The 19,383-nt window shown below is 45.0% G+C and carries 22 protein-coding genes; 15 read left to right on the top strand and 7 right to left on the bottom strand.

Annotated elements, in window-relative coordinates:
- Positions 1-170: 170 nt before the first annotated feature.
- Positions 171-971: a sporulation transcription factor Spo0A gene (gene spo0A, locus QMA13_RS21205; RefSeq protein ID WP_282935729.1), complete on the top strand. Its 801-nt coding sequence runs from the start codon at positions 171-173 to the stop codon at positions 969-971.
- 227 nt (positions 972-1,198) lie between these two features.
- Here spo0A and QMA13_RS21200 read toward each other — a convergent pair whose 3' ends face one another.
- The 3 genes from QMA13_RS21200 to QMA13_RS21190 form a co-directional block, all read right to left on the bottom strand.
- Positions 1,199-2,536, bottom strand: a complete 1,338-nt coding sequence (locus QMA13_RS21200; protein WP_481858239.1) for an MFS transporter — start codon at positions 2,534-2,536, stop codon at positions 1,199-1,201.
- Between the two features lie 320 nt (positions 2,537-2,856).
- Positions 2,857-3,039, bottom strand: a complete 183-nt coding sequence (locus tag QMA13_RS21195; protein WP_282935727.1) for a DUF2524 domain-containing protein — start codon at positions 3,037-3,039, stop codon at positions 2,857-2,859.
- 58 nt (positions 3,040-3,097) lie between these two features.
- Positions 3,098-3,448, bottom strand: a complete 351-nt coding sequence (locus tag QMA13_RS21190; protein ID WP_282935726.1) for a hypothetical protein — start codon at positions 3,446-3,448, stop codon at positions 3,098-3,100.
- A 111-nt stretch (positions 3,449-3,559) separates the two neighbouring features.
- On the opposite strand from QMA13_RS21190, the gene QMA13_RS21185 reads away from it, so the two are divergent.
- The 4 genes from QMA13_RS21185 (at position 3,560) to QMA13_RS21170 (ending at position 6,814) form a co-directional block, all read left to right on the top strand.
- Positions 3,560-3,838 (top strand): hypothetical protein, encoded by a 279-nt coding sequence (locus QMA13_RS21185; RefSeq protein ID WP_282935725.1) that lies wholly within the window; start codon positions 3,560-3,562, stop codon positions 3,836-3,838.
- 267 nt (positions 3,839-4,105) lie between these two features.
- Positions 4,106-5,203 (top strand): putative cytokinetic ring protein SteA, encoded by a 1,098-nt coding sequence (steA, locus tag QMA13_RS21180; RefSeq protein ID WP_282935724.1) that lies wholly within the window; start codon positions 4,106-4,108, stop codon positions 5,201-5,203.
- Positions 5,204-5,216: 13 nt separating this feature from the next.
- Positions 5,217-5,918 carry a glycosyltransferase family 2 protein gene (locus tag QMA13_RS21175; protein WP_282935723.1) on the top strand — a complete coding sequence of 234 codons (702 nt, stop codon included), beginning with the start codon at positions 5,217-5,219 and terminating at the stop codon, positions 5,916-5,918.
- Positions 5,912-6,814, top strand: a complete 903-nt coding sequence (locus QMA13_RS21170; protein ID WP_282935722.1) for a hypothetical protein — start codon at positions 5,912-5,914, stop codon at positions 6,812-6,814. The genes QMA13_RS21175 and QMA13_RS21170 overlap by 7 nt, the downstream gene beginning before the upstream one ends.
- Positions 6,815-6,845: 31 nt before the next feature.
- Here QMA13_RS21170 and QMA13_RS21165 read toward each other — a convergent pair whose 3' ends face one another.
- Positions 6,846-7,115, bottom strand: coding sequence for a DUF2627 domain-containing protein (locus QMA13_RS21165; RefSeq protein ID WP_282935721.1), 270 nt, complete (start codon positions 7,113-7,115; stop codon positions 6,846-6,848).
- A gap of 163 nt (positions 7,116-7,278) precedes the next feature.
- Between QMA13_RS21165 and lpdA the strand changes: the two genes are divergently transcribed.
- The 4 genes from lpdA to QMA13_RS21145 all read left to right on the top strand — a co-directional run bounded on the left by lpdA (position 7,279) and on the right by QMA13_RS21145 (position 12,371).
- Positions 7,279-8,700 carry a dihydrolipoyl dehydrogenase gene (lpdA, locus tag QMA13_RS21160; RefSeq protein WP_282935720.1) on the top strand — a complete coding sequence of 474 codons (1,422 nt, stop codon included), beginning with the start codon at positions 7,279-7,281 and terminating at the stop codon, positions 8,698-8,700.
- A 147-nt stretch (positions 8,701-8,847) separates the two neighbouring features.
- The gene (locus QMA13_RS21155; protein WP_282935719.1) at positions 8,848-9,858 is read left to right on the top strand and encodes a thiamine pyrophosphate-dependent dehydrogenase E1 component subunit alpha; all 1,011 of its coding nucleotides are present in this window, start codon (positions 8,848-8,850) and stop codon (positions 9,856-9,858) included.
- Between the two features lie 3 nt (positions 9,859-9,861).
- A complete protein-coding gene (locus QMA13_RS21150; protein WP_282935718.1) occupies positions 9,862-10,842 on the top strand; it encodes an alpha-ketoacid dehydrogenase subunit beta in 981 nt (326 codons plus the stop codon).
- A 173-nt stretch (positions 10,843-11,015) separates the two neighbouring features.
- Complete coding sequence (locus QMA13_RS21145; RefSeq protein WP_282935717.1) at positions 11,016-12,371, top strand: dihydrolipoamide acetyltransferase family protein; 1,356 nt, start codon at positions 11,016-11,018, stop codon at positions 12,369-12,371.
- 33 nt (positions 12,372-12,404) lie between these two features.
- Here the strand turns inward: QMA13_RS21145 and prli42 are convergent, their stop codons facing one another.
- On the bottom strand, positions 12,405-12,503 hold the full coding sequence (gene prli42, locus QMA13_RS21140; RefSeq protein ID WP_282935716.1) for a stressosome-associated protein Prli42: 99 nt from the start codon (positions 12,501-12,503) through the stop codon (positions 12,405-12,407).
- Between the two features lie 70 nt (positions 12,504-12,573).
- Between prli42 and QMA13_RS21135 the strand changes: the two genes are divergently transcribed.
- Together QMA13_RS21135 and QMA13_RS21130 are read left to right on the top strand one after the other, a co-directional pair.
- A complete protein-coding gene (locus QMA13_RS21135) occupies positions 12,574-13,707 on the top strand; it encodes a M20/M25/M40 family metallo-hydrolase (RefSeq protein WP_282935715.1) in 1,134 nt (377 codons plus the stop codon).
- 197 nt (positions 13,708-13,904) lie between these two features.
- Positions 13,905-15,050: a DUF3866 family protein gene (locus QMA13_RS21130; RefSeq protein ID WP_282935714.1), complete on the top strand. Its 1,146-nt coding sequence runs from the start codon at positions 13,905-13,907 to the stop codon at positions 15,048-15,050.
- Here the strand turns inward: QMA13_RS21130 and QMA13_RS36675 are convergent.
- Positions 14,950-15,225 (bottom strand): hypothetical protein, encoded by a 276-nt coding sequence (locus tag QMA13_RS36675; RefSeq protein WP_481858238.1) that lies wholly within the window; start codon positions 15,223-15,225, stop codon positions 14,950-14,952. The two genes, QMA13_RS21130 and QMA13_RS36675, sit on opposite strands and share 101 nt — an antisense overlap.
- Positions 15,226-15,430: 205 nt before the next feature.
- Between QMA13_RS36675 and QMA13_RS21125 the strand changes: the two genes are divergently transcribed.
- The 4 genes from QMA13_RS21125 to fur all read left to right on the top strand — a co-directional run bounded on the left by QMA13_RS21125 (position 15,431) and on the right by fur (position 18,525).
- Entirely contained in the window at positions 15,431-15,994 is a 564-nt protein-coding gene (locus tag QMA13_RS21125; protein WP_282935713.1) for an NUDIX hydrolase, read from the top strand.
- Between the two features lie 2 nt (positions 15,995-15,996).
- Complete coding sequence (locus QMA13_RS21120) at positions 15,997-17,184, top strand: endonuclease Q family protein (protein ID WP_282935712.1); 1,188 nt, start codon at positions 15,997-15,999, stop codon at positions 17,182-17,184.
- Between the two features lie 103 nt (positions 17,185-17,287).
- Complete coding sequence (gene spoIIM, locus QMA13_RS21115) at positions 17,288-17,929, top strand: stage II sporulation protein M (RefSeq protein ID WP_282935711.1); 642 nt, start codon at positions 17,288-17,290, stop codon at positions 17,927-17,929.
- A 137-nt stretch (positions 17,930-18,066) separates the two neighbouring features.
- Positions 18,067-18,525: a ferric iron uptake transcriptional regulator gene (gene fur, locus QMA13_RS21110; RefSeq protein ID WP_079910764.1), complete on the top strand. Its 459-nt coding sequence runs from the start codon at positions 18,067-18,069 to the stop codon at positions 18,523-18,525.
- A gap of 52 nt (positions 18,526-18,577) precedes the next feature.
- On the opposite strand, the gene lepB is transcribed toward fur, so the two are convergent.
- Complete coding sequence (lepB, locus tag QMA13_RS21105; RefSeq protein ID WP_282935710.1) at positions 18,578-19,204, bottom strand: signal peptidase I; 627 nt, start codon at positions 19,202-19,204, stop codon at positions 18,578-18,580.
- Positions 19,205-19,383: the final 179 nt, after the last annotated feature.

The following is a 19,383-nucleotide window of genomic DNA, read 5'->3' as shown; positions in this document are numbered from 1 at the left end:
ATTTGTCGAATAATGTACTTATTTGGTGCAAATTTAATATTATAAATTAAAACTTAAAAAAAATCTAGAAAAATAATTTTCGACAGAAGGAATTTAATTGCTGTTGTCGAAAGTATACATAGGTAAATAATGTTAATCTTATTTGTTGCCATTTGAAGGAGGATGTTACGTTGCAAATGATTGAAGTATTGTTGGCTGATGATAATCGCGAATTTACAAATTTACTTTCCGAATTTATCGATGAACAAGACGATATGCAAGTAACTGGGGTTGCGTATAATGGGAACGACGTTCTTCGATTAATCGAGCAGGGTAATCGTTTGCCGGACGTATTGATATTGGATATCATTATGCCGCATTTGGACGGACTAGGTGTACTGGAAAAGCTTCGTGAAATGGACTTGCATCCTCAACCGAAAATTATTATGTTAACGGCATTCGGACAAGAAAACATTACACAAAAAGCAGTACAGCTTGGAGCTTCCTATTACATATTGAAACCTTTTGACATGGAGATATTGACGAACCGCATTCGTCAGCTGGTCTCCAATAATCAAACTAGCTCAGTAATGACACACTCTCCTATGAAGGCCAATGTCGTTCAACTGCCAAAAACAAAAAATCTCGATGCCAACATCACGACAATCATCCATGAAATCGGCGTCCCCGCTCACATCAAGGGTTACCAATATTTACGGGAAGCCATTACAATGGTCTACAATAACATCGAAATCCTTGGAGCCATCACCAAGACGCTTTACCCGGCGATTGCCGAAAAATACAAAACGACGCCGTCCCGCGTCGAACGCGCGATTCGTCATGCGATTGAAGTCGCTTGGACCCGCGGCAACATCGACAGCATCAGTCATCTGTTCGGATATACGATTAATATATCGAAAGCGAAACCGACGAATAGCGAATTTATCGCGATGGTGGCGGATAAGCTGAGAATCGAGCATAAAGTGTCGTGAAAGGATGATGAAGATTGATGTGATGCGGTTGTCATGAATTAATGTAGACCGCGAAAAACAAAGAATACCACCTTTTTATTGGTTAACGTATAACCAATGAAGAAGTGGTATTTTTTATTTCAATTCATCTATTTTATCATGATAATGTATACCAAATGGGGTATGTTCAAATGTATAAATAAAGCAGACCTCATGGTTACGACCATGGGTTCTAACTTGAAAACAAATTATTGTGTGCGACGATAATTTAGCAAATAAAGAGCACCGCCTGTTATTGCCACAATGATAAAGACTAACAGCATATTGCTGTACACATAAGCAACTGGTTTCTCAAGATTTATCATAAAAGGAGAATGAAGAAGTTTTTGGCTTAGCAACCCACCTACAAAGGCAATGCCGATGCCCTCCGATAGGAAACATGCAAAATTAAGCATACCCATTCCTGCGCCTATGTTTTCTGGTTCTAGACTATCGGCAACGGTGTTTGAAATAACAGTCTTAATAAACGAAAGTCCTCCTAGGATAAAAATCAATACGGCAGTCGTTACCCAAGGAGATCGATCTAATAAGAAGGAGAGAACAAGAAAACTAATAACTATCATGAATAAACCAATTGATAAGGTGAAACGATTTCCCCATTTATCAACCAGTGTTCCCCCGATGATACCGAACAGAATGACGCCCATCGTTCCTGGAAATAAAATCCCGCTTCCGATCAAGCCTACCGAAAGATGATGTACCTCCTTCATCATATAAGGGACCATAGATAAGAATCCAGCTGTTGTTCCTAACAAAATACATCCCGATAAAACGCCAAGAACAAATTTACGATTTTGGAACAAAACAGGCTCAATAAAGGGATTCTTGGAACCCTTAAGATGAAAGGCAAACCATCCTAATATAACAACGCTTAATACAAGACTGCTCCAGTGATAATGCGTCGTATAAAGGGAGAACAATACCATTCCGATAGAAAGTAATATAATACCGAACCGATCTATCTTTCCACTGGATACGAGAGACTCATTCGGCAATAGTTTATAAAGGAACGGCAGTGCAATCAGTGTCATTATTGGAATTAAAAACAATAAAGACCAATGAACATACTGAGTGATAAAACCGCCCAAAGCAGGTCCTATTCCTTCGCCCAAGGCTACTAGGGATCCAACCACTCCGAATGCTTTGCCGCGACCTGTAGGGCCGACAAATCGGGCAATCATCACCATAATAAGGGCTGGAACAGCTGAGGCGCCTATACCTTGTATAAATCGTGCTGCAATCATGGCAGGTAAATAAGTGTGGGCAAGTAATCCGAGTAAGGATCCACCGCTATATATCACTATCCCAATGACAAGCAGCTTTTTGATGCCGAACCTTTCAGATATTTTACCGTATACAGCCGAGCCGATACTGAAGGAAAGAATGAAGCTAGTATTAACCCAATTAGCTACCGCAGGCATTATACCGAACTGTTTTGCAATATCCGGCAAAGCGACATTAAAAACGGTTTCGTTCAGCACGCTGAAAAAAGCAAGAAAACTAAGCCAAGCAATGGCCAGTTTCACATTTCGAAATGTTTGATGTGGTAATGGGCTATCGGACTCAAACTCTTCATTGTTCAGATTGGTTTGAACATCTTGATTCACTAGGACAATTCCCCCAACTTATGGGGTTACGCAGTTTATAGGGTTAGTAATGCGATACCCCTTCGTTTTGTACCCTAGGTCGTTTCGTGCACTTCATATGAACGCCTCCTATTTTTAATGAGCAAATTATATCATCATTAGACGAAATCATCTTGGGCAAATATAATTATAAAAGAACTGTAACCATGCTAAAAAAGCACAACGGCCAAGCGCTGTGCAAGATTGAAACTTAAGTTTTATTACGGGTGGATATCGCATTTGTTTTTAATGAAATGAATTTGATTTTCCAAACGGTTGATATGATCTTGCTGCTCTTTGCTTCCATTGGAACTGCTTTGGAGTGAATTTAACTCCTGCTGCAGCGAGTGAAGATCGGATCCTGCTTGAGCACAGTCATAATTACTTTCCAAATTATTGTTCATGTTGGTGCCTCCTCGCGGTTAGTCAAGATTAGTATGGGTGAACCACGAAGGATTATGCTTATAAGCTTTTGGGGATACAAGGAGAATTCGTTTCCGTTGTTCTTGATGTCGATTGTGATGATGAAGCGGGCTGTAATTCCTCTTCGTAATTTTGTTGAGACCATTGAAGCCACCCTTCAGGCAGCTGCTGGCTAATAAAATCGCGGAGATGAGGAAAGGAATGCGCCAAGTCATGAATTAATGTTTCATAGGTGTTAAGTATGGATTCAAAGTCCAAACCCACATCATCCATTAGTAGTTCCTTCAATGCACGATCATTGTCCTGAAAGCTGCGGTATCGTAAGCCATCATAAATTTCCGTAATCAGACCGTTCTGAACACGAACAATTTTTTGACATATTCTTTGCATTGATCCTACTCCTTGCGCTAAGATAAAGTTCATTATACCATTGAAATTTTGCACAAAATGTAGAATACTGTTGCCTAAAAAGAGAAATAGTACTTTTTTTGGAGGGATAAAATGGAGTTCGATTACTGCAATGTAGATCAAGATGAGATGAAACAACAACTGCTTCTTGAAATTGGATGTAAGTTTCAGGATGAGCCGGATGAGCTCTACGTGATTCAGCTAACAGGACAAAAGAGCGGATCTTTGAAAGAAGTCCGGCTTTTGTTCAATGCAATGGATTGCAGGTACAGCTTTAAGGAGGACGAGCTCGTCGCATTAATGAACTATGTGCGTGATAAGCTAAGCTCATCGGAATACGCGGAATGGTTTCAAGGAGAACTTCATTATTAAGTTGGGTATAGGAGGGATTGTTCCCTGTCGTTATCAGCCACATGAAAAAGCTTATGCCAATGACCCACAATGCATACCATCAATTTACATAAACCCAAGTAAATGGAGATAACGCTGAAGTCCGACAACATAATGTTCGGGCTTCTTTTACGTTTTGTTAAATAATGATGTATGAGATGACCGCTGCTAACTAAAGATAAAACAGAGTAGGTAGAAGTCAGCAGTTGTTTTAAACCTAAAGCACAAGGAAAGCGATGTGTGCAAAAGATGGTTGTAAGCAAATCAATACAGGTCGCTGCTTCACAAACGATTAAAGGCATAGCACGCGTACACTATAGTACTAAAAGGCTGCTGTCTGATATTGAGCCGGATTGTATTGCTGTTCTATGCCATCATGACTTGGATGATCTAGCGGCGGAGGGCTTGATAGCGGCGAAGGTTGTTGCTGTAATCAATACCGGACAGACCATGACGGGAACTATTCCCGTAACAGGACCGCTGTTGCTTCTAGAAAACCAAATTCCCATTTTCGAAATTGAACCGGCCTGGTTACCACTCCTTAAAGATCATGCGCCTTTGGTAATCAATGAGGAAGGCATAGAAATAGGGGAGACAATCATTCCATGCTCCTCTTTTACGAAAGACAAGTGGTTGGCGCTCTACAGTCATGCGCATGATAGTTATAATGAGAGGCTTCTGGATTTTATTAGCAACACTCTGGATTATGCCAATAGAGAAAAAGACTTGGTTCTAAAGCCGCTGTACTGCCCAGAACTGCAAGTTTGTTTGGAAGGCCGTCATGCTCTTGTCGTTATCCGCGGAAAGGGGTTCAAGCAGGATTTGGCGGCTCTCCATCAATATATTCGATGTTATAAGCCGGTGCTGATAGGTGTGGATGGTGGAGCAGATGCTTTATTAGAGCAAGGCTATATGCCGGATCTTATTATTGGGGACATGGATAGCGTTACTAATCAAGCGCTGCAATGTGGGGCCGAGCTGTTGGTCCACGCATATACAAATGGATATGCGCCTGGATTAGACCGATTAGAACAATTAGGATTAAATGCGATTCGATTATCAGCTTGTGGAACCAGCGAGGATATCGCTCTATTGCTTGCATATGATCATCAGTGTGAGCGCATCGTAACCGTGGGAGCACATAGCCATATGTTCGATTTTTTAGAAAAAGGCAGGAAAGGCATGGGAAGCACCGTTCTTGTTCGGATGAAAATAGGTAGCAAGCTGACTGATGCAAAAGGAATCGCCTTGCTTTATGGCTCAGCGAAGAGGAACTTTGCGTCAGAATCGCGTTGGAAACTGGCTTTCAAGGATACTCTAAAAAAGCTTATAATTCGAATAAAATAAAGGAGTTGCCCTTATGCAGCCAATCATCTCTGTCGTTGTACCGGCTCTAAATGAGGAGAATTACATACAAGAAACCTTGAGCGCAATTCGAAAAGCATGCAAGCAGGTGGTTAGTCATGGAAACGATATTGAAATTATCGTGATTGATGACGGAAGCCGCGATGATACTTTTGCAATGGCTGTGCCTTGGGCAGACTTGATTGTGCAGCATCCAAGGCCATACGGTAAAGGAGCAGCCCTTCAGACAGGCTGCAAGATGGCGAAGGGGCGTATTCTTGTCTTTCTTGATGCTGATTTGGGAATGACAGCGGAGTGGTTTCCTTCGTTAATTGAGCCCCTTACATCGGGACAGTCGGATATGGTTATCGCCCGCTTGCCTGCAGTATCTCAAAAGAGCGGATTTGGGTTGGTCAAGAATTTGGCTAAACAAGGCGTATACCGCTTGTCAGGCTTTGAACCGTCTGCTCCATTATCAGGTCAACGCGCAGTACATCGTGAAGTGTTGGAGAGAATAGGCAGGCTATCTGGGGGGTTTGGTGTCGAGGTGGGTTTGACCATTGATGCTGTAAAGCTAGGCTACCGCGTAGCAGAGCTGCCCATTCCTTTTGCTCATCGGGTATCAGGAAGAGACATAGGTGGATGGCTGCATCGGGGCAAACAACTGTATGCGGTCAGCGGAACGTTGTGGAATCGATGGAGACAGCCCATATGCTAATGATTTGGTTGCTTTACGGGATGATCATGGTTGGTCTTGTACGTGGAATACTGCCGGGATGGATGCGTTTTATGGACAATCATAAGCTGACGGAGTGCAATTTTGCAGGAGAACGCATTCCAACGGCAGGAGGACTTCTAATATGGTTGATGCTCCTTGTTCATACAATGATTATGAAAGTGGTAGCATATTTCAATGGGGATACGCTCATATCGAATTTGGATATCAATCCGTTCTTGCTGAACGAATTTGTTTTGGCCTCAAGCTTGGTTGTTTTTCTTGGATTTCTTGACGATACGGTGGGGAACAAAACATTCAAAGGCTTCGCAGGGCATTGGAAGCTCTGGAAGGAACACGGGGTAGTCAGTACCGGTTTATTAAAGGCAGGGGGCATTTCATTGGCTTCTATGCTGTTCATTCTTCATGGAGGCTCTGAAATAAGAGAGCCAATACTATGGGTCGGGGGTCAATATTTATTGATAGTTCTTGCTACGAATGGAATTAATTTGTTAGATACGAGACCTGGTAGGGCCATAAAGGGATTTGGGGTGTTGTTCATACTGTTAGCTGCAGCGCTGCTAATCGATCATCCCAGTCGATGGCAGGAGTTCTTGGTCTTGTCACTCCCAGTTCTCGTATCGGTCTTGGTTCTGGCTATACCTGATCTAAAAGGGAACATGATGCTCGGCGATACAGGGGCTAACCTTCTTGGATTTGTCCTTGGCTGCTGGGCGGTTTATATAACCGACTGGAAGCTCCAGCTGCTTCTATTGGCTTTCTTCATCGCCCTACACGGCATCACATGGCGTGTATCCTTATCCAAGCTAATCGATAGCAATCGTGTGCTATCTTACCTTGATTGGCTTGGCCGTGATTCAGGCCCGAACAAAATATAAGGAGCCCGCTCCCGTCTCTATGGGCTGGCTCCTATTGCTTTTTGCGCTTCTTTTTAAATCGGGGAGCGACATAATTACGCTTGCGGTCTCTGAAAAAAGTCCAACCGCCGATAAAGGCTACTCCCGCGAGGAACAATACTAATCCTAATGAAAATTTACCCCATTGAATATGTGGATTCAGCTCGGCTGCTCCAAACTGGGCGAAGAAAGCATCCTTCATCGCCAGAAAACCATAGGTAGCCATAATGCCCGGGATAACCAGCATCAGGACGGCAATAAACCGATAAAACGTTGCTCTCATGATGTACTCCTTTATTGATCATTTACAACCGCTATGAAAATCCTACCTACTAAAGTACCATATAATCGTTAACATTTCATGTATCTTTCTTAAATTGTACTATATTTCTCACATCGATTAGAGTTACAATAAAAGAATCATAGATTTCAGGAGGTTTATACATATGACGCAAGCTTTTGATATCGTTGTTCTTGGAGGAGGCACGGGAGGATATATTGCCGCCATTCGAGCTGCTCAATTAGGAAAAACGGTAGCGATCGTAGAACGCGATAAGCTTGGAGGCACTTGTCTGCACCGCGGTTGTATTCCGAGCAAAGCACTCCTGCGCAGCGCTGAGGTGTACGCAACGATGCAGGATAGCGATCGTTATGGCATAGAAGCGGATTCCGTTCGTTTGAATTTTCCCCGGGTACAAGCCCGTAAACAAAGCATCGTAGATCAGATGCATAAAGGCGTTCAGTTTTTGATGAAAAAGCACAACATTCAGGTATTCTATGGTAACGGCAGGCTTCTTTCTCCGAGCATTTTTTCACCTCGCTCAGGGTCTGTATCTGTAGAACAAGCAGATGGAGAAATCTTAACGCTGGTTCCTGAGAAGCTGATTATAGCAACCGGCTCAAGACCAAGAAGCTTGCCGGGATTGGATATAGATGGGCAAATGATCATTAACAGTGATCAAGCGCTTCAGTTAGAAGAGCTGCCGCAATCGATTCTCATTGTAGGCGGGGGCGTCATCGGAGTTGAGTGGGCTTCGATGTTAAACGATTTTGGGGTTCAAGTGACTGTTGTGGAATATGCGGATCGGCTGCTCCCTACTGAAGATAGCGATATTTCTCGTGAGCTCGAGCGACTGTTGAAAAAAAGAGGCGTTCAGATTTTGACGGGTGCCAAGGTTCTTGGTGAAACCGTCAGCAAGCAGGAAGGGTCCGTACAGCTGCAGATCGAACGCAAAGGACAAGCAGAGGAGCTGCAAGCGGAGAAGGTCATGGTTTGTGTCGGGCGTCAAGCCAATGTTGAAGATATCGGTCTGCAAAACACTGATGTGAAAGTGACTAACGGATACATTGAAGTTAATGAGTACATGCAGACCGTAGAATCTCATATCTATGCAATCGGTGACGTGAATGGCGGACTTCAGCTGGCCCATGTGGCCGGACATGAAGGCATCGTGGCGGTGGAGCATTGTTCCGGACAAAGCACCCATACGTTCGGAGCACACCAAGTACCGCGCTGTGTCTATACAAGACCAGAAGTAGCTTCAATAGGCTGGACGGAGCAGCAGGCAGTCGATCGCGGACATGATGTCAAAATCGGACGCTTTCCTTTCTCGGCAGTCGGCAAGGCTGTATTGTACGGGGATTCGGATGGTTTTGTTAAAGTCATAGCTGACAAGAAAACGAATGACATTCTCGGCGTCCATATGATAGGGCCTCATGTAACGGACTATATATCCGAAGCTGCACTTGCCCAACTGCTGGATGCAACTCCATGGGAAGTCGGGCAGACTATACATGCTCATCCAACGCTATCGGAAGCATTAGGAGAAGCCATGCTGGCTGTGGACGGAGGGGCATTCGGAATTTAATAGTTCCGAGCCCTTTGCTCTGCAATGTTGTAACATTTTGCAATGAAACGGAAATTGTATTCATAAGGGAAACCGTTTATAATATACTTATAGGGGCAAGTATTAGTACCTAGTAATAATTTTAGTTGAATGAAGGGGGTTACACCCATGTCCATCGGCCAACTTATGAGGCACCGTAAGCTTGGATTGTCTGACGAGCAGGCAGTTGAAATGTATAAATACATGCAGAAGGCCAGAAAATTTGACGAGCGGTCCTATCTTCTGCAAAGAGCAGGAAAGATCGGCTTTCATGTTTCGGGTATCGGGCAAGAGGTTTCTCAGGTTGCTACTGCATTTGCGTTGGAGAAAGGCAAGGACTACTTTTTACCTTATTACCGCGATTATGGATTTGTACTTGCAGTAGGAATGTCGATGAAGGAATTAATGCTGTCCGTGTTTGCCAAGGCAGAAGACCCTAACAGCGGCGGACGCCAAATGCCTGGACATTTTAGCCATAAAAAGCTGAACATCGTAACGGGCTCTAGTCCGGTGACGACTCAGGTTCCCCATGCAGTAGGAATTGCACTTGCAGGCAAGATGAAGAAGCAGGATTTCGTAGCCTATGCTACCTTCGGAGAAGGTTCCAGCAACCAGGGCGATTTCCATGAAGGTTGTAACTTCGCGGGAGTTCATAAGCTGCCTGTGATCTTCTTATGCCAAAACAATCAATATGCGATATCCGTACCTTTACATAAGCAAATTTCGGGCAGTATCGCCGAGCGCGCTATCGGTTACGGGTTTCCAGGAATCAAGGTTGATGGCAACGATGCTTTGGAAGTATACCGGGTCGTAAAAGAAGCTCGCGAACGTGCTGTTCGTGGAGAAGGTCCAACTCTAATCGAATCCGTCATGTACAGAGTATCTCCTCACTCCACCTCGGATGATGACATGCTGTACCGTACGAAGGAAGAAGTAGAAGAAAACCGTGCAAAAGACGGAATTCCTAAATACAGACAATATCTAGTGGACTGCGGATTGTGGAGCGACGAGCAAGAAGAAGAACTGCAAGAGCAGATTAAGCAGGAAATTAACGAAGCGACTCAATACGCCGATCAAGCTCCATACCCGCTGCCAGAAGATACCTTGAAGCACGTGTATGCGGAAAAAGGGGAGGTATAGGCTATGGCGGTTATCACTTACTTGGAAGCGATTCGCTCTGCAATGAAAGAAGAGATGGAGCGGGACGAAAATGTATTTGTCCTCGGCGAGGATGTTGGCAAGGGCGGCGTATTGAACGCCACCAAAGGTCTGCGCGAGCAGTTTGGTGAAGAACGCGTGCTCGATACTCCATTGGCTGAGTCCGCTATTGTCGGTGCGGCTATCGGTGCGGCGATGTATGGTATGAAGCCCATTGCTGAAATGCAGTTCGCCGATTTTATATTCCCTGCAACGAATCAAATTATTAGTGAGGCGGCCAAAATCCGCTATCGTTCCAATAACGATTGGAGCTGCCCTATTGTAATTCGCGCTCCTTACGGCGCAACTAGCGGCGGTGCTTTATATCATTCGCAATGTCCGGAATCCGTATTTTTTGGAACGCCAGGGCTGAAAATGGTAGCTCCATCCAATCCATATGATGCTAAAGGCCTGATGAAAGCAGCTATTCGCGATGCGGATCCTGTGTTGTATTTCGAACATAAAAAATGTTATCTTGGCATAACTGGCGAAGTGCCTGATGGCGATTATATCGTTGAAATCGGCAAAGCGGATGTCAAACGGCAAGGAACGGACGTTACTGTCATTTCATATGGCATTACGGTTCAATATGCTCTTCAGGCAGCTGAGCAGCTGGCTAAGGAAGGAATTAGCGCTCATATTCTTGATTTGCGCACAATTCAGCCATTGGACAAAGCTGCAATTCTAGAAGCGGTAGCCAAAACCGGTAAAGTGCTTATTATCCATGAGGATAATAAAACAGGCGGGGTTGGAGCTGAGGTTTCGGCAATCATTGCCGAAGAACTGTTGTTTGAATTAGATGCCCCAATTATGAGGCTTTGTGCCCCTGATGTTCCAGCGGTTGGCATGAACCCGAGCATGGAAAAGTTTTACCTGCTTAGCGTAGATAAGATTAAGGGCGCTATATCCGAGCTGGCTGTGTTTTAATCCAACTCGTAGTTAGGAGTGAGTTGAGCTTTGCTTGAATACGAGGACTCAGCTCATCCTACGAACGGATTTATTGGAGTCATGGAACAATCATGTTTGCCTAGGGCATAACTCAGTGAATGCTTACGAAGTAAGTTTTGCCTACGGCAAAACTCTTAGGAGGAAACCACCTAATGAACTTAGATGTAAAGGAAACCGAAGTGACCGTTCCGCATCTCGCGGAAAGTCTAGTTTCAGCAACGATTGGCAAATGGCTGAAGCAGCCGGGCGATTACATAGAGCAATACGACGTTTTATGTGAGTTGATAACGGATAAGGTGAATACCGAGATGCCGTCACCAGTAGCTGGGAAATTGACCAAACTGCTGGTAGCCGAAGGACAGACCGCTGCCGTCGGAGAAGCGATCTGCGTCATTGAAGAACAATCTGCGGCTCAAGGGGTCTCTGCACCTCAGCAAGCTTCGTCATCCGTTGGCGGCACTGACCGCCAATCCACTGATGGAGCAGACGAAGGAATGCGTAATCGCTATTCTCCATCTGTATTAAAGCTTGCAGGCGAGCATGGCATTCGCTTGGAGGATGTTCAAGGCACTGGACTAGGCGGACGCATTACGCGCAAAGATATCGAAGCGTACGTTGAATCGGGGAGGAATCGTGCGTCAAGTGCAAGCACCGCAGCTCCTAGAGCGGAGCAGCGCTCGGAAGCCCGCACGACGGAAGAGGTGTTTCTCTCAAGCCCGACGAAGGGACCACTGCGTTCTACAGGTATCCACTTGTCCGAAAATCCACCGCTTCCACGCATTGAAGTGGAAGGTCAGCAGTTAGAAGGCAGAGGCGAATACTTGGTTGATGTGACGCCGATTCGCAGTGCGATTGCGCGCAATATGCGTCAGAGTGTTACCGAAATTCCTCATGGCTGGATGATGATTGAGGTTGACGTAACCAACATGGTTCTTTTGCGCAATAAGCTGAAGGATGAGTTTAAGCGTCAGGAAGGTGTTAATTTAACGTATCTTTCCTTTATGATGAAAGCTGTTGTAAGTGCAATTAAGGATTATCCGATTATGAACTCGGTGTGGGCTGTAGATAAAATTATTGTGAAGCGGGATATTAATATATCGCTTGCTGTAGGCACGGAGGATTCCGTATTAACGCCGGTCATTAAGCGCGCCGATCAAAAAAATATTGCCGGCATTGCACGGGAAATCGAAGAATTGTCCCGAAAAACAAGAGCCGGCAAGCTGTCGCTTAATGATATGCAGGGTGGTACCTTCACCGTAAATAACACAGGCTCATTCGGTTCGATCCTGACGCAGCCGATTATTAATTATCCGCAAGCTGCAATTATTACCTTCGAATCGATAGTGAAAAAGCCAGTCGTTATCCAGGATATGATAGCGGTACGCTCCATGGCCAACCTGTGCTTGTCCCTTGATCACCGTATTTTAGACGGCGTCATCTGCGGACGCTTCTTGCAGCGCGTAAAAGAAAACATGGAGTCGTACAATCAAGAGACGAAGTTATATTAAAATTGCTTCCAATGAAGCAATTGACTTCGCGAATTAGAGGAACATATTGACAGTAAATAATACGGTTGATAAAACCATGCAAATCAGCATAACGTAAATAATAACTTTAAAAATAATCTTGTTGTTGCGCATCCTATTCAACTCCTCTTCATGCAATCGAGATAATTATATTTTAACTTAAAGTGTACATAGGAGGAAAGAGATGATTCAGGAAAAACGTTTAGTGGACGAATTTATCGAGCTGGTGAAGGTTGACAGTGAGACCCGGTTTGAACAGGAAATTAGCAAGGTTCTCAAGCAAAAATTCAGCGCATTAGGATTATCTGTGGACGAGGACGACTCGTCTTCCCGCAGCGGGCATGGCTCGAATAATCTGTTTTTTACACTTGCGCCGAATTCGGATAAACCGCTGCCGCGTCTTTTTTTCACTTCTCATATGGACACGGTCACACCAGGCAAAGGCATTAAACCACAAATTGGAGCAGACGGTATTATCCGCAGCGACGGTACGACGATTCTCGGTAGTGATGACAAAGCAGGCTTGGCCGCTATGCTAGAAGCGATCCGGGTGTTAAAGGAACAAAACATTAAGCATGGACAGATACAGTTTGTTATTACGGCAGGCGAGGAATCAGGCTTGAAAGGCGCTCGCGCAATGGATGCCAAATGGCTGCAGGCTGATTATGGCTATGCCCTTGATTCCAACGGAGAAGTTGGAGCTATTGCGGTAGCTGCCCCTACTCAAGCTAAAATTTATATTTCTTTCTCTGGCCGCTCTGCTCATGCCGGTGTAAACCCGGAAGCTGGAATTAGCGCCATTACGGTTGCTAGTAAAGCAGTGGCAAGAATGCCACTCGGACGTATCGATAAAGAGACCACAGCTAATATCGGACGTTTTGCGGGCGGTGTGAACGGTGCAACGAACATCGTGGTGGATCGGGTTGAGCTGGAGGGTGAGGCACGCAGTATCGTGCAGGAGAAGCTCGATCGTCAGATTGCCGCCATGCGTAAAGCATGTGAGGATGTAGCTGCGGAAATGAATGCGAAGGTCGAATTTAAAAGCGATGTTATCTACCCAGCCTTCATGTTCGACGAGGATGCCCCTGTAGTGAAGCTTGCAATGGAAGCCCTAAGAAAAATTGGTTGTAAGCCGAGCACCTTCCATTCAGGAGGAGGCAGTGATGCCAATGTTTTCAACGGTTTCGGGGTACCGACGGTAAACTTAGCTGTAGGCTATGAAAAGATTCATACGACGGAAGAACACATTGCCATAAGCGACATGGTAAAAGTTACTGAAGCCGTAGTTCAAATCATTAAAGAAGCGGCTCAATCGTAATATATAGTGCTTGTTTTTAATGGACTGTCAATCAACAGATTGACGGTCTTTTTTATGAACGAATCCAGTGACAAAAGCGTCCATCCAACATTTCATGTATAGAATTTTATATAAAATGATCAAAGGATTGCTGCACATGAGAGACAATGTGCCCACATACATTTACTACTACAGGGATTTTAGGGGAGATGGACACATTGATCGAGTGGAAAACAGCAGTTGTAACCGAAGTAGTCAATACGGGATTGAAGAACAATTATCGTGAATTAAAAGTTAAATTCAACGATGGAACCGAAGGTATAGCCGTTTACGATTTCGATGACCATGGACAGAGCATCAAAGTGGCTGATCAAGTTCTGCTTAATACAACGGCTGTGACGTTAGGACTAGGAACAGGGGGAGTTCACTTCGTTCATACCATTCTGAATGAGGGAACGAGCAGCGCGGAGAGGGACGTATTTCCAGCTTCGAAAGAAACTCCAATGAACGGACATATTATCAAATTGAGATACACATCGCTTCAGCGGTCTGTTCTAGCGGTGGAGGAGCAGTCGAGCCCGTATCATGAGCTGTTTACTCAAAAGCTGACTTTAGAGGGGATGCCAGTACTTGTCGGAGAACTGCATAGCATGCTCCCAGCGCTCCTTTGCACCCTGCAGCAAAGGGTCAAAGAGGAAAAGAAGGCTATACGAATAGCTTACATTATGACAGACAGCGCGGCTCTTCCGCTTGCTTTCAGCATGCATGTCAAGGAGCTGAAACAGTTAGAATGGGTAGTCGGATGCATCACTTATGGGCAAGCATACGGAGGCGATATAGAAGCCGTTAACAAACATACAGCCCTTCTTGCTGCCAAGCACGTGCTTCATGCAGACCTGGCTATCGTGCTGCCTGGTCCAGGAAGCGTAGGGACAGGAACATCGCTTGGATTCAGCGGAACGGAAGTAGCTGAACTGTTGAATGCTGTAGGGGCCCTTCAAGGGATGCCAATAGCTTTACCGCGGATCAGCTTTGCTGACGCTCGTGAACGTCACCGCGGCATTAGCCATCATACGCTAACGGTTTTGAGTGATCTTACGCAGATTCGAGCTTTTGTTCCACTGCCTATATTGGATGGGGAACAATCGGAACGGATTCGGAATCAGGTACTTGAATCACAAATTGCCTATAAGCACTCCTTGATCTGGCAAGTACCTCTAACCAAGAAACAGTGGCAATGTGCCGTGGAATCTTACCGTCTGCCTATTGCTTCGATGGGAAGGGGATTACTCGAGGATCCTGCATTTTGGTCTGCTGTGGGTGTGTCTGCCAATTTTGCTTGGCATTACTCGACACGTCCGTAGGTTGAGATAATCCGTCATCCAACATCAGGCTGCTTCTTCCTTCATTCTTATATCCGGTTTGTTCCGACAAAAAGGCAAGCAGGCTGACATCAGTGGTCATTCTTGCCTGGGCTTGCTTCAAGTAGCGTCTAATTTCCCATACACGTCCTACTAAACGAATTTGCTGCTCTGACAAATAGGTTTTCAAGAGAAATCCCTCTTTTCTGATAATGTTCCAACTGTTACACCCTATGCGTTCGAAGGACAAGTTATGCTATCCGAAACTATGATTTTGCACTATATGATATAATAGATAAGGATCCTGAAGTTTGAGTAAAACAAATGAAGGAGATCGACGCATCTGAACATCTCATTACTAGTTGAATCTGGAGGAGTTGCCCATGAGCAAACCGCTTAATGATAAAAAGTTTGAAGAAGTGACGTTGTCAACCGAACCGATTTTTCAGGGAAGAGTCATTTCCTTACAGGTAGATACCGTTAGGTTGCCCAATGGAGACATTGCCAAACGTGAAATCATTAAACATCCAGGAGCCGTTGCCGTGCTGGCGATAAAAGACGATCATATGCTCGTCGTAGAGCAGTACCGCAAGCCTTTGGAAAAAAGTCAAATAGAAATTCCTGCGGGCAAGCTAGATCCGGGTGAAGAGCCTCTTGAAGCCGCTAAACGTGAGCTAGAGGAAGAAACGGGCTATAAGGCTGGAACGATTAAGCACATTTGTTCATTCTATACTTCACCTGGATTTGCCGATGAAATTCTTCATCTATACGTTGCCGATGATCTAATCAAAGGAGAGGTTCATCTCGATGAGGATGAATTTCTGGAATGCGAGAGCATTACCCTGGAGCAAGCGAAGCAATATATTCAGGACCAGCGCATCAGCGATGCCAAGACAATAACGGCCGTATATGCATGGCAGTCCTATAAACTGACGGGGTCGTTTTAATAATGAATGTACGTTCATTTTACGCAGACCTGCACATTCACATTGGACGGACAGAAGAAGGACAGGCCGTAAAAATCAGCGCAGCGAATAATTTAACATTTTATAATATTGCTCATGAAGCATCTGAACGCAAAGGGATGGATATTGTCGGCATTATTGATTGTCAGTCTCCTTCGGTCCAGCGAGAAATGATGCAGTACCTGGATAAAGGAGAGATGGAGGAGGTTGCCGGTGGCGGCATCCGATACCACCAGACAACGATTATTCTTGGCAGCGAAATTGAAGTTCGGGATCCCGGGATGGGTACCGCACATCTTCTTGCATACATGCCGACAGTATCTGTCATGGCAGAGTTTACATGTTGGCTTTCAAAGCATATGAAAAATGTGGGCCTGAGCTCGCAGCGTATTTACGTAACGGCTAAAGAGCTTCAGAAGGAAGTGTTGGATAGGGGAGGCATGCTAGTACCTGCTCACATCTTCACTCCCCATAAGAGCGTCTATGGGAGCTGTTCCACAAGAATGGAGCATTTGCTCGATATGGACGGAATTGCCGCGGTGGAGCTTGGCTTAAGCGCCGATTCTGAAATGGCTGGCTATATCTCTGAGCTGGATCGTTATTCGTTTCTAACGAATTCAGATGCCCATTCTTTAGCGAAGATCGGCCGGGAATACAACAAGCTTCTAATGGCAGAGCCGAGCTTTGAGGAGCTGCGCCAAGCATTGGCTGGAGAGAACGGTCGGGGTATTGCCGCCAATTACGGATTGAATCCTCGTCTAGGGAAATATCATCGAACCTATTGTGCAAGCTGCGGTACCATTGCGGATGATGGGCAAATGAGTGTAGAGCGCTGCTTGTATTGCGGGAGCAAGAAAATTGTCCGTGGCGTCATGGATCGCATTCTCGAGCTTGCGGATCGGGAGGAGGGTGCGCCTTACGTGCCCGATACTCGACCTCCCTATTATTATCAGGTCCCTTTGGAGTACATTCCAGGATTAGGACCAAAGAAGCTAAATGCTTTACTCTCGCAGTTTGGCACCGAGATGAACCTGCTGCACCAAGCGACGGCTGAAGAGCTGGAACGGGCTGCAGGAGACGAGATTGCCCAGTTTATTTTACAAGCTCGGGAAGATAAGCTAAAGCTCCAGGTAGGCGGTGGAGGCAAGTACGGTAAAGTTACCGGTAAATAATCGTATGACCCTTCACATGCACGAACGAATCTCTTAATATGGTCATATCCGTAATTTCCTGATCATATGCTTGTACTAATCGTGCAAGGGGGGATTATGCATCATGAACCGTAATCGTTCGCTGCAGCTTTATATGAAGGAGCATCTGTCGCTGTACGTTTTTGTTGGAATCATATTTGTCATAGGTGTAGTGTTCGGCGCGGTCATGGTCAATGCGCTGTCTTTGGAGCAAAAGCAGGAGATTTTGCGGTATTTAGGCCATTTTTTCTCCACAGTGGATCAAGGTGAGTTTGACGATGTCAAACAGTCGTTTCAGCAGTCATTTAGTCTGCATATTAAATGGATTCTTATTATTTGGATACTCGGGATGTCCGTAATTGGGCTTCCCCTTATATGGATACTTGATTTTTTAAAAGGTGTGTTAGTGGGCTTCACTGTTGGTTATTTGGTTGGGCAACTGTCCTGGAAAGGATTGCTGTTTGCGTTAGTCTCTGTAGCGCCGCAAAACTTAATTGTTATACCGGCACTCATTGTTTGCAGCGTTACGGCAATGGCTTTTTCCATTCATATGGTCAAGCATCGGTTCATGACCCGGAAGGGCGCATTCTATGAGCCGTTCATGAAATATTCGGCAACGATTTTGCTGTCTGGGGTCCTTTTGGCGGGAGTGGCGCTGTTCGAGGCCTATGTATCTCCGGTCATGATGAAGTGGGTCACACCCATGCTGATTACAATGTCGTTTTAAATGTTTGACTTTCCGGGCACCCTCAACCTATAATGAAAGAATGAAGCCCAGCAAAAGCTGAAGCTCTTGCCGCACCATTCTGGGCGCAGACTTACGCAGCAGGTTTTGCTTTTCGCAAAACCCGTAGGGGGAGTAGCATGGAATCTCGCATTGATAAAATTAAACAACAGCTGCAGTCACAGGGCTACAAACTAACTCCTCAACGGGAAGCTACAGTCCGTGTACTGCTTGAAAACGAAGAAGATCATCTAAGTGCTGAAGACGTATTTATGCTCGTTAAGGATAAAGCTCCAGAAATCGGTCTTGCAACGGTTTATCGGACGCTTGAATTGTTAACCGAGCTTCATGTCGTTGAGAAGATGAATTTCGGAGACGGTGTTGCCCGTTACGATCTGCGCAATGACAGCACTCATCATCATCATCATCATTTAATCTGCGTGCAATGCGGCGCCGTCGATGAGATTATGGAAGATTGGCTTGGTCCTCTTGAAGAACGGCTGGAGAAAGAATACCGGTTTCAAGTACTGGATCATCGTCTTGATTTTCAGGGGATTTGTCACCGCTGTATCGACAAGACGGACAAAACTAAAAATTAATTTGAGCGAAACCTTCTGCTTGTATACCACAAGCAAGAGGGTTTTTTACTTTTTATCCCCCTTGTCTACGCAATAGGGTGGGGTAAAAGTAAAAAAACGGCGCATGAGAGCGCCGATGCTTAATAGTGCTATATTTTTTTCCTAAAACATGGTCTAAAGGAATAAAACCGATATTTCGGCTGTCCTTACTGTTATTACGGTTGTCGCCCATAACGAAAATATGATCTGCAGGGACAGTAAGCTTCTCGCTGCTGGAATAGTTCATGGTTTCATTGAGATAGGGCTCATTGAGCGGTTCGCCGTTTCGGATAACTTGATGGTTCTTGAATTCCAGAACATCTCCGGGTTTGCCAATGACGCGTTTTACATAAATGGTCTGATTGTCTTCTTCATGGGTAAATAATGAAATCAAAGGATGCTCGACCAAGTCGTCCGCGAAGGTTCTCTCACGATCTACACGGCTATCCAGAATGACAATGTCGCCATACTGAGGCTCGAGATTGAACGTATGCGATATTTTCGATATAAAAATGCGCTGCTGATCATGAAGCGTGGGATCCATAGAATGTCCCATAACCTTGGTCGGCTGGATAATAAATATCCCGATTAATAAGGCGCAGCCGATTGCAGCTCCTATGGAACCTACCCAGCTCCGTATCTCAGCTCCTAATTTTTTCATTCATGTTCCCCTTCCCCAATATCATTTGCTGAATAAAGTATATCATGAGAAAGGCACAAGTTCCAAAGCTGAAATGGGTGAAAGATTTTAGGCACAGCGGATGTCTTCCTAATTGGATAGCAGAGAAGTGATTAATGCGTGCGGATTACGGGGAAATTAAGGTTATAGTATGTGCAGGC

The sequence above is a fragment of the Paenibacillus sp. RC67 genome, assembly GCF_030020805.1.
GTDB lineage: Bacteria > Bacillota > Bacilli > Paenibacillales > NBRC-103111 > Paenibacillus_S.
This window is presented reverse-complemented; position numbering and strand designations above follow the sequence as displayed.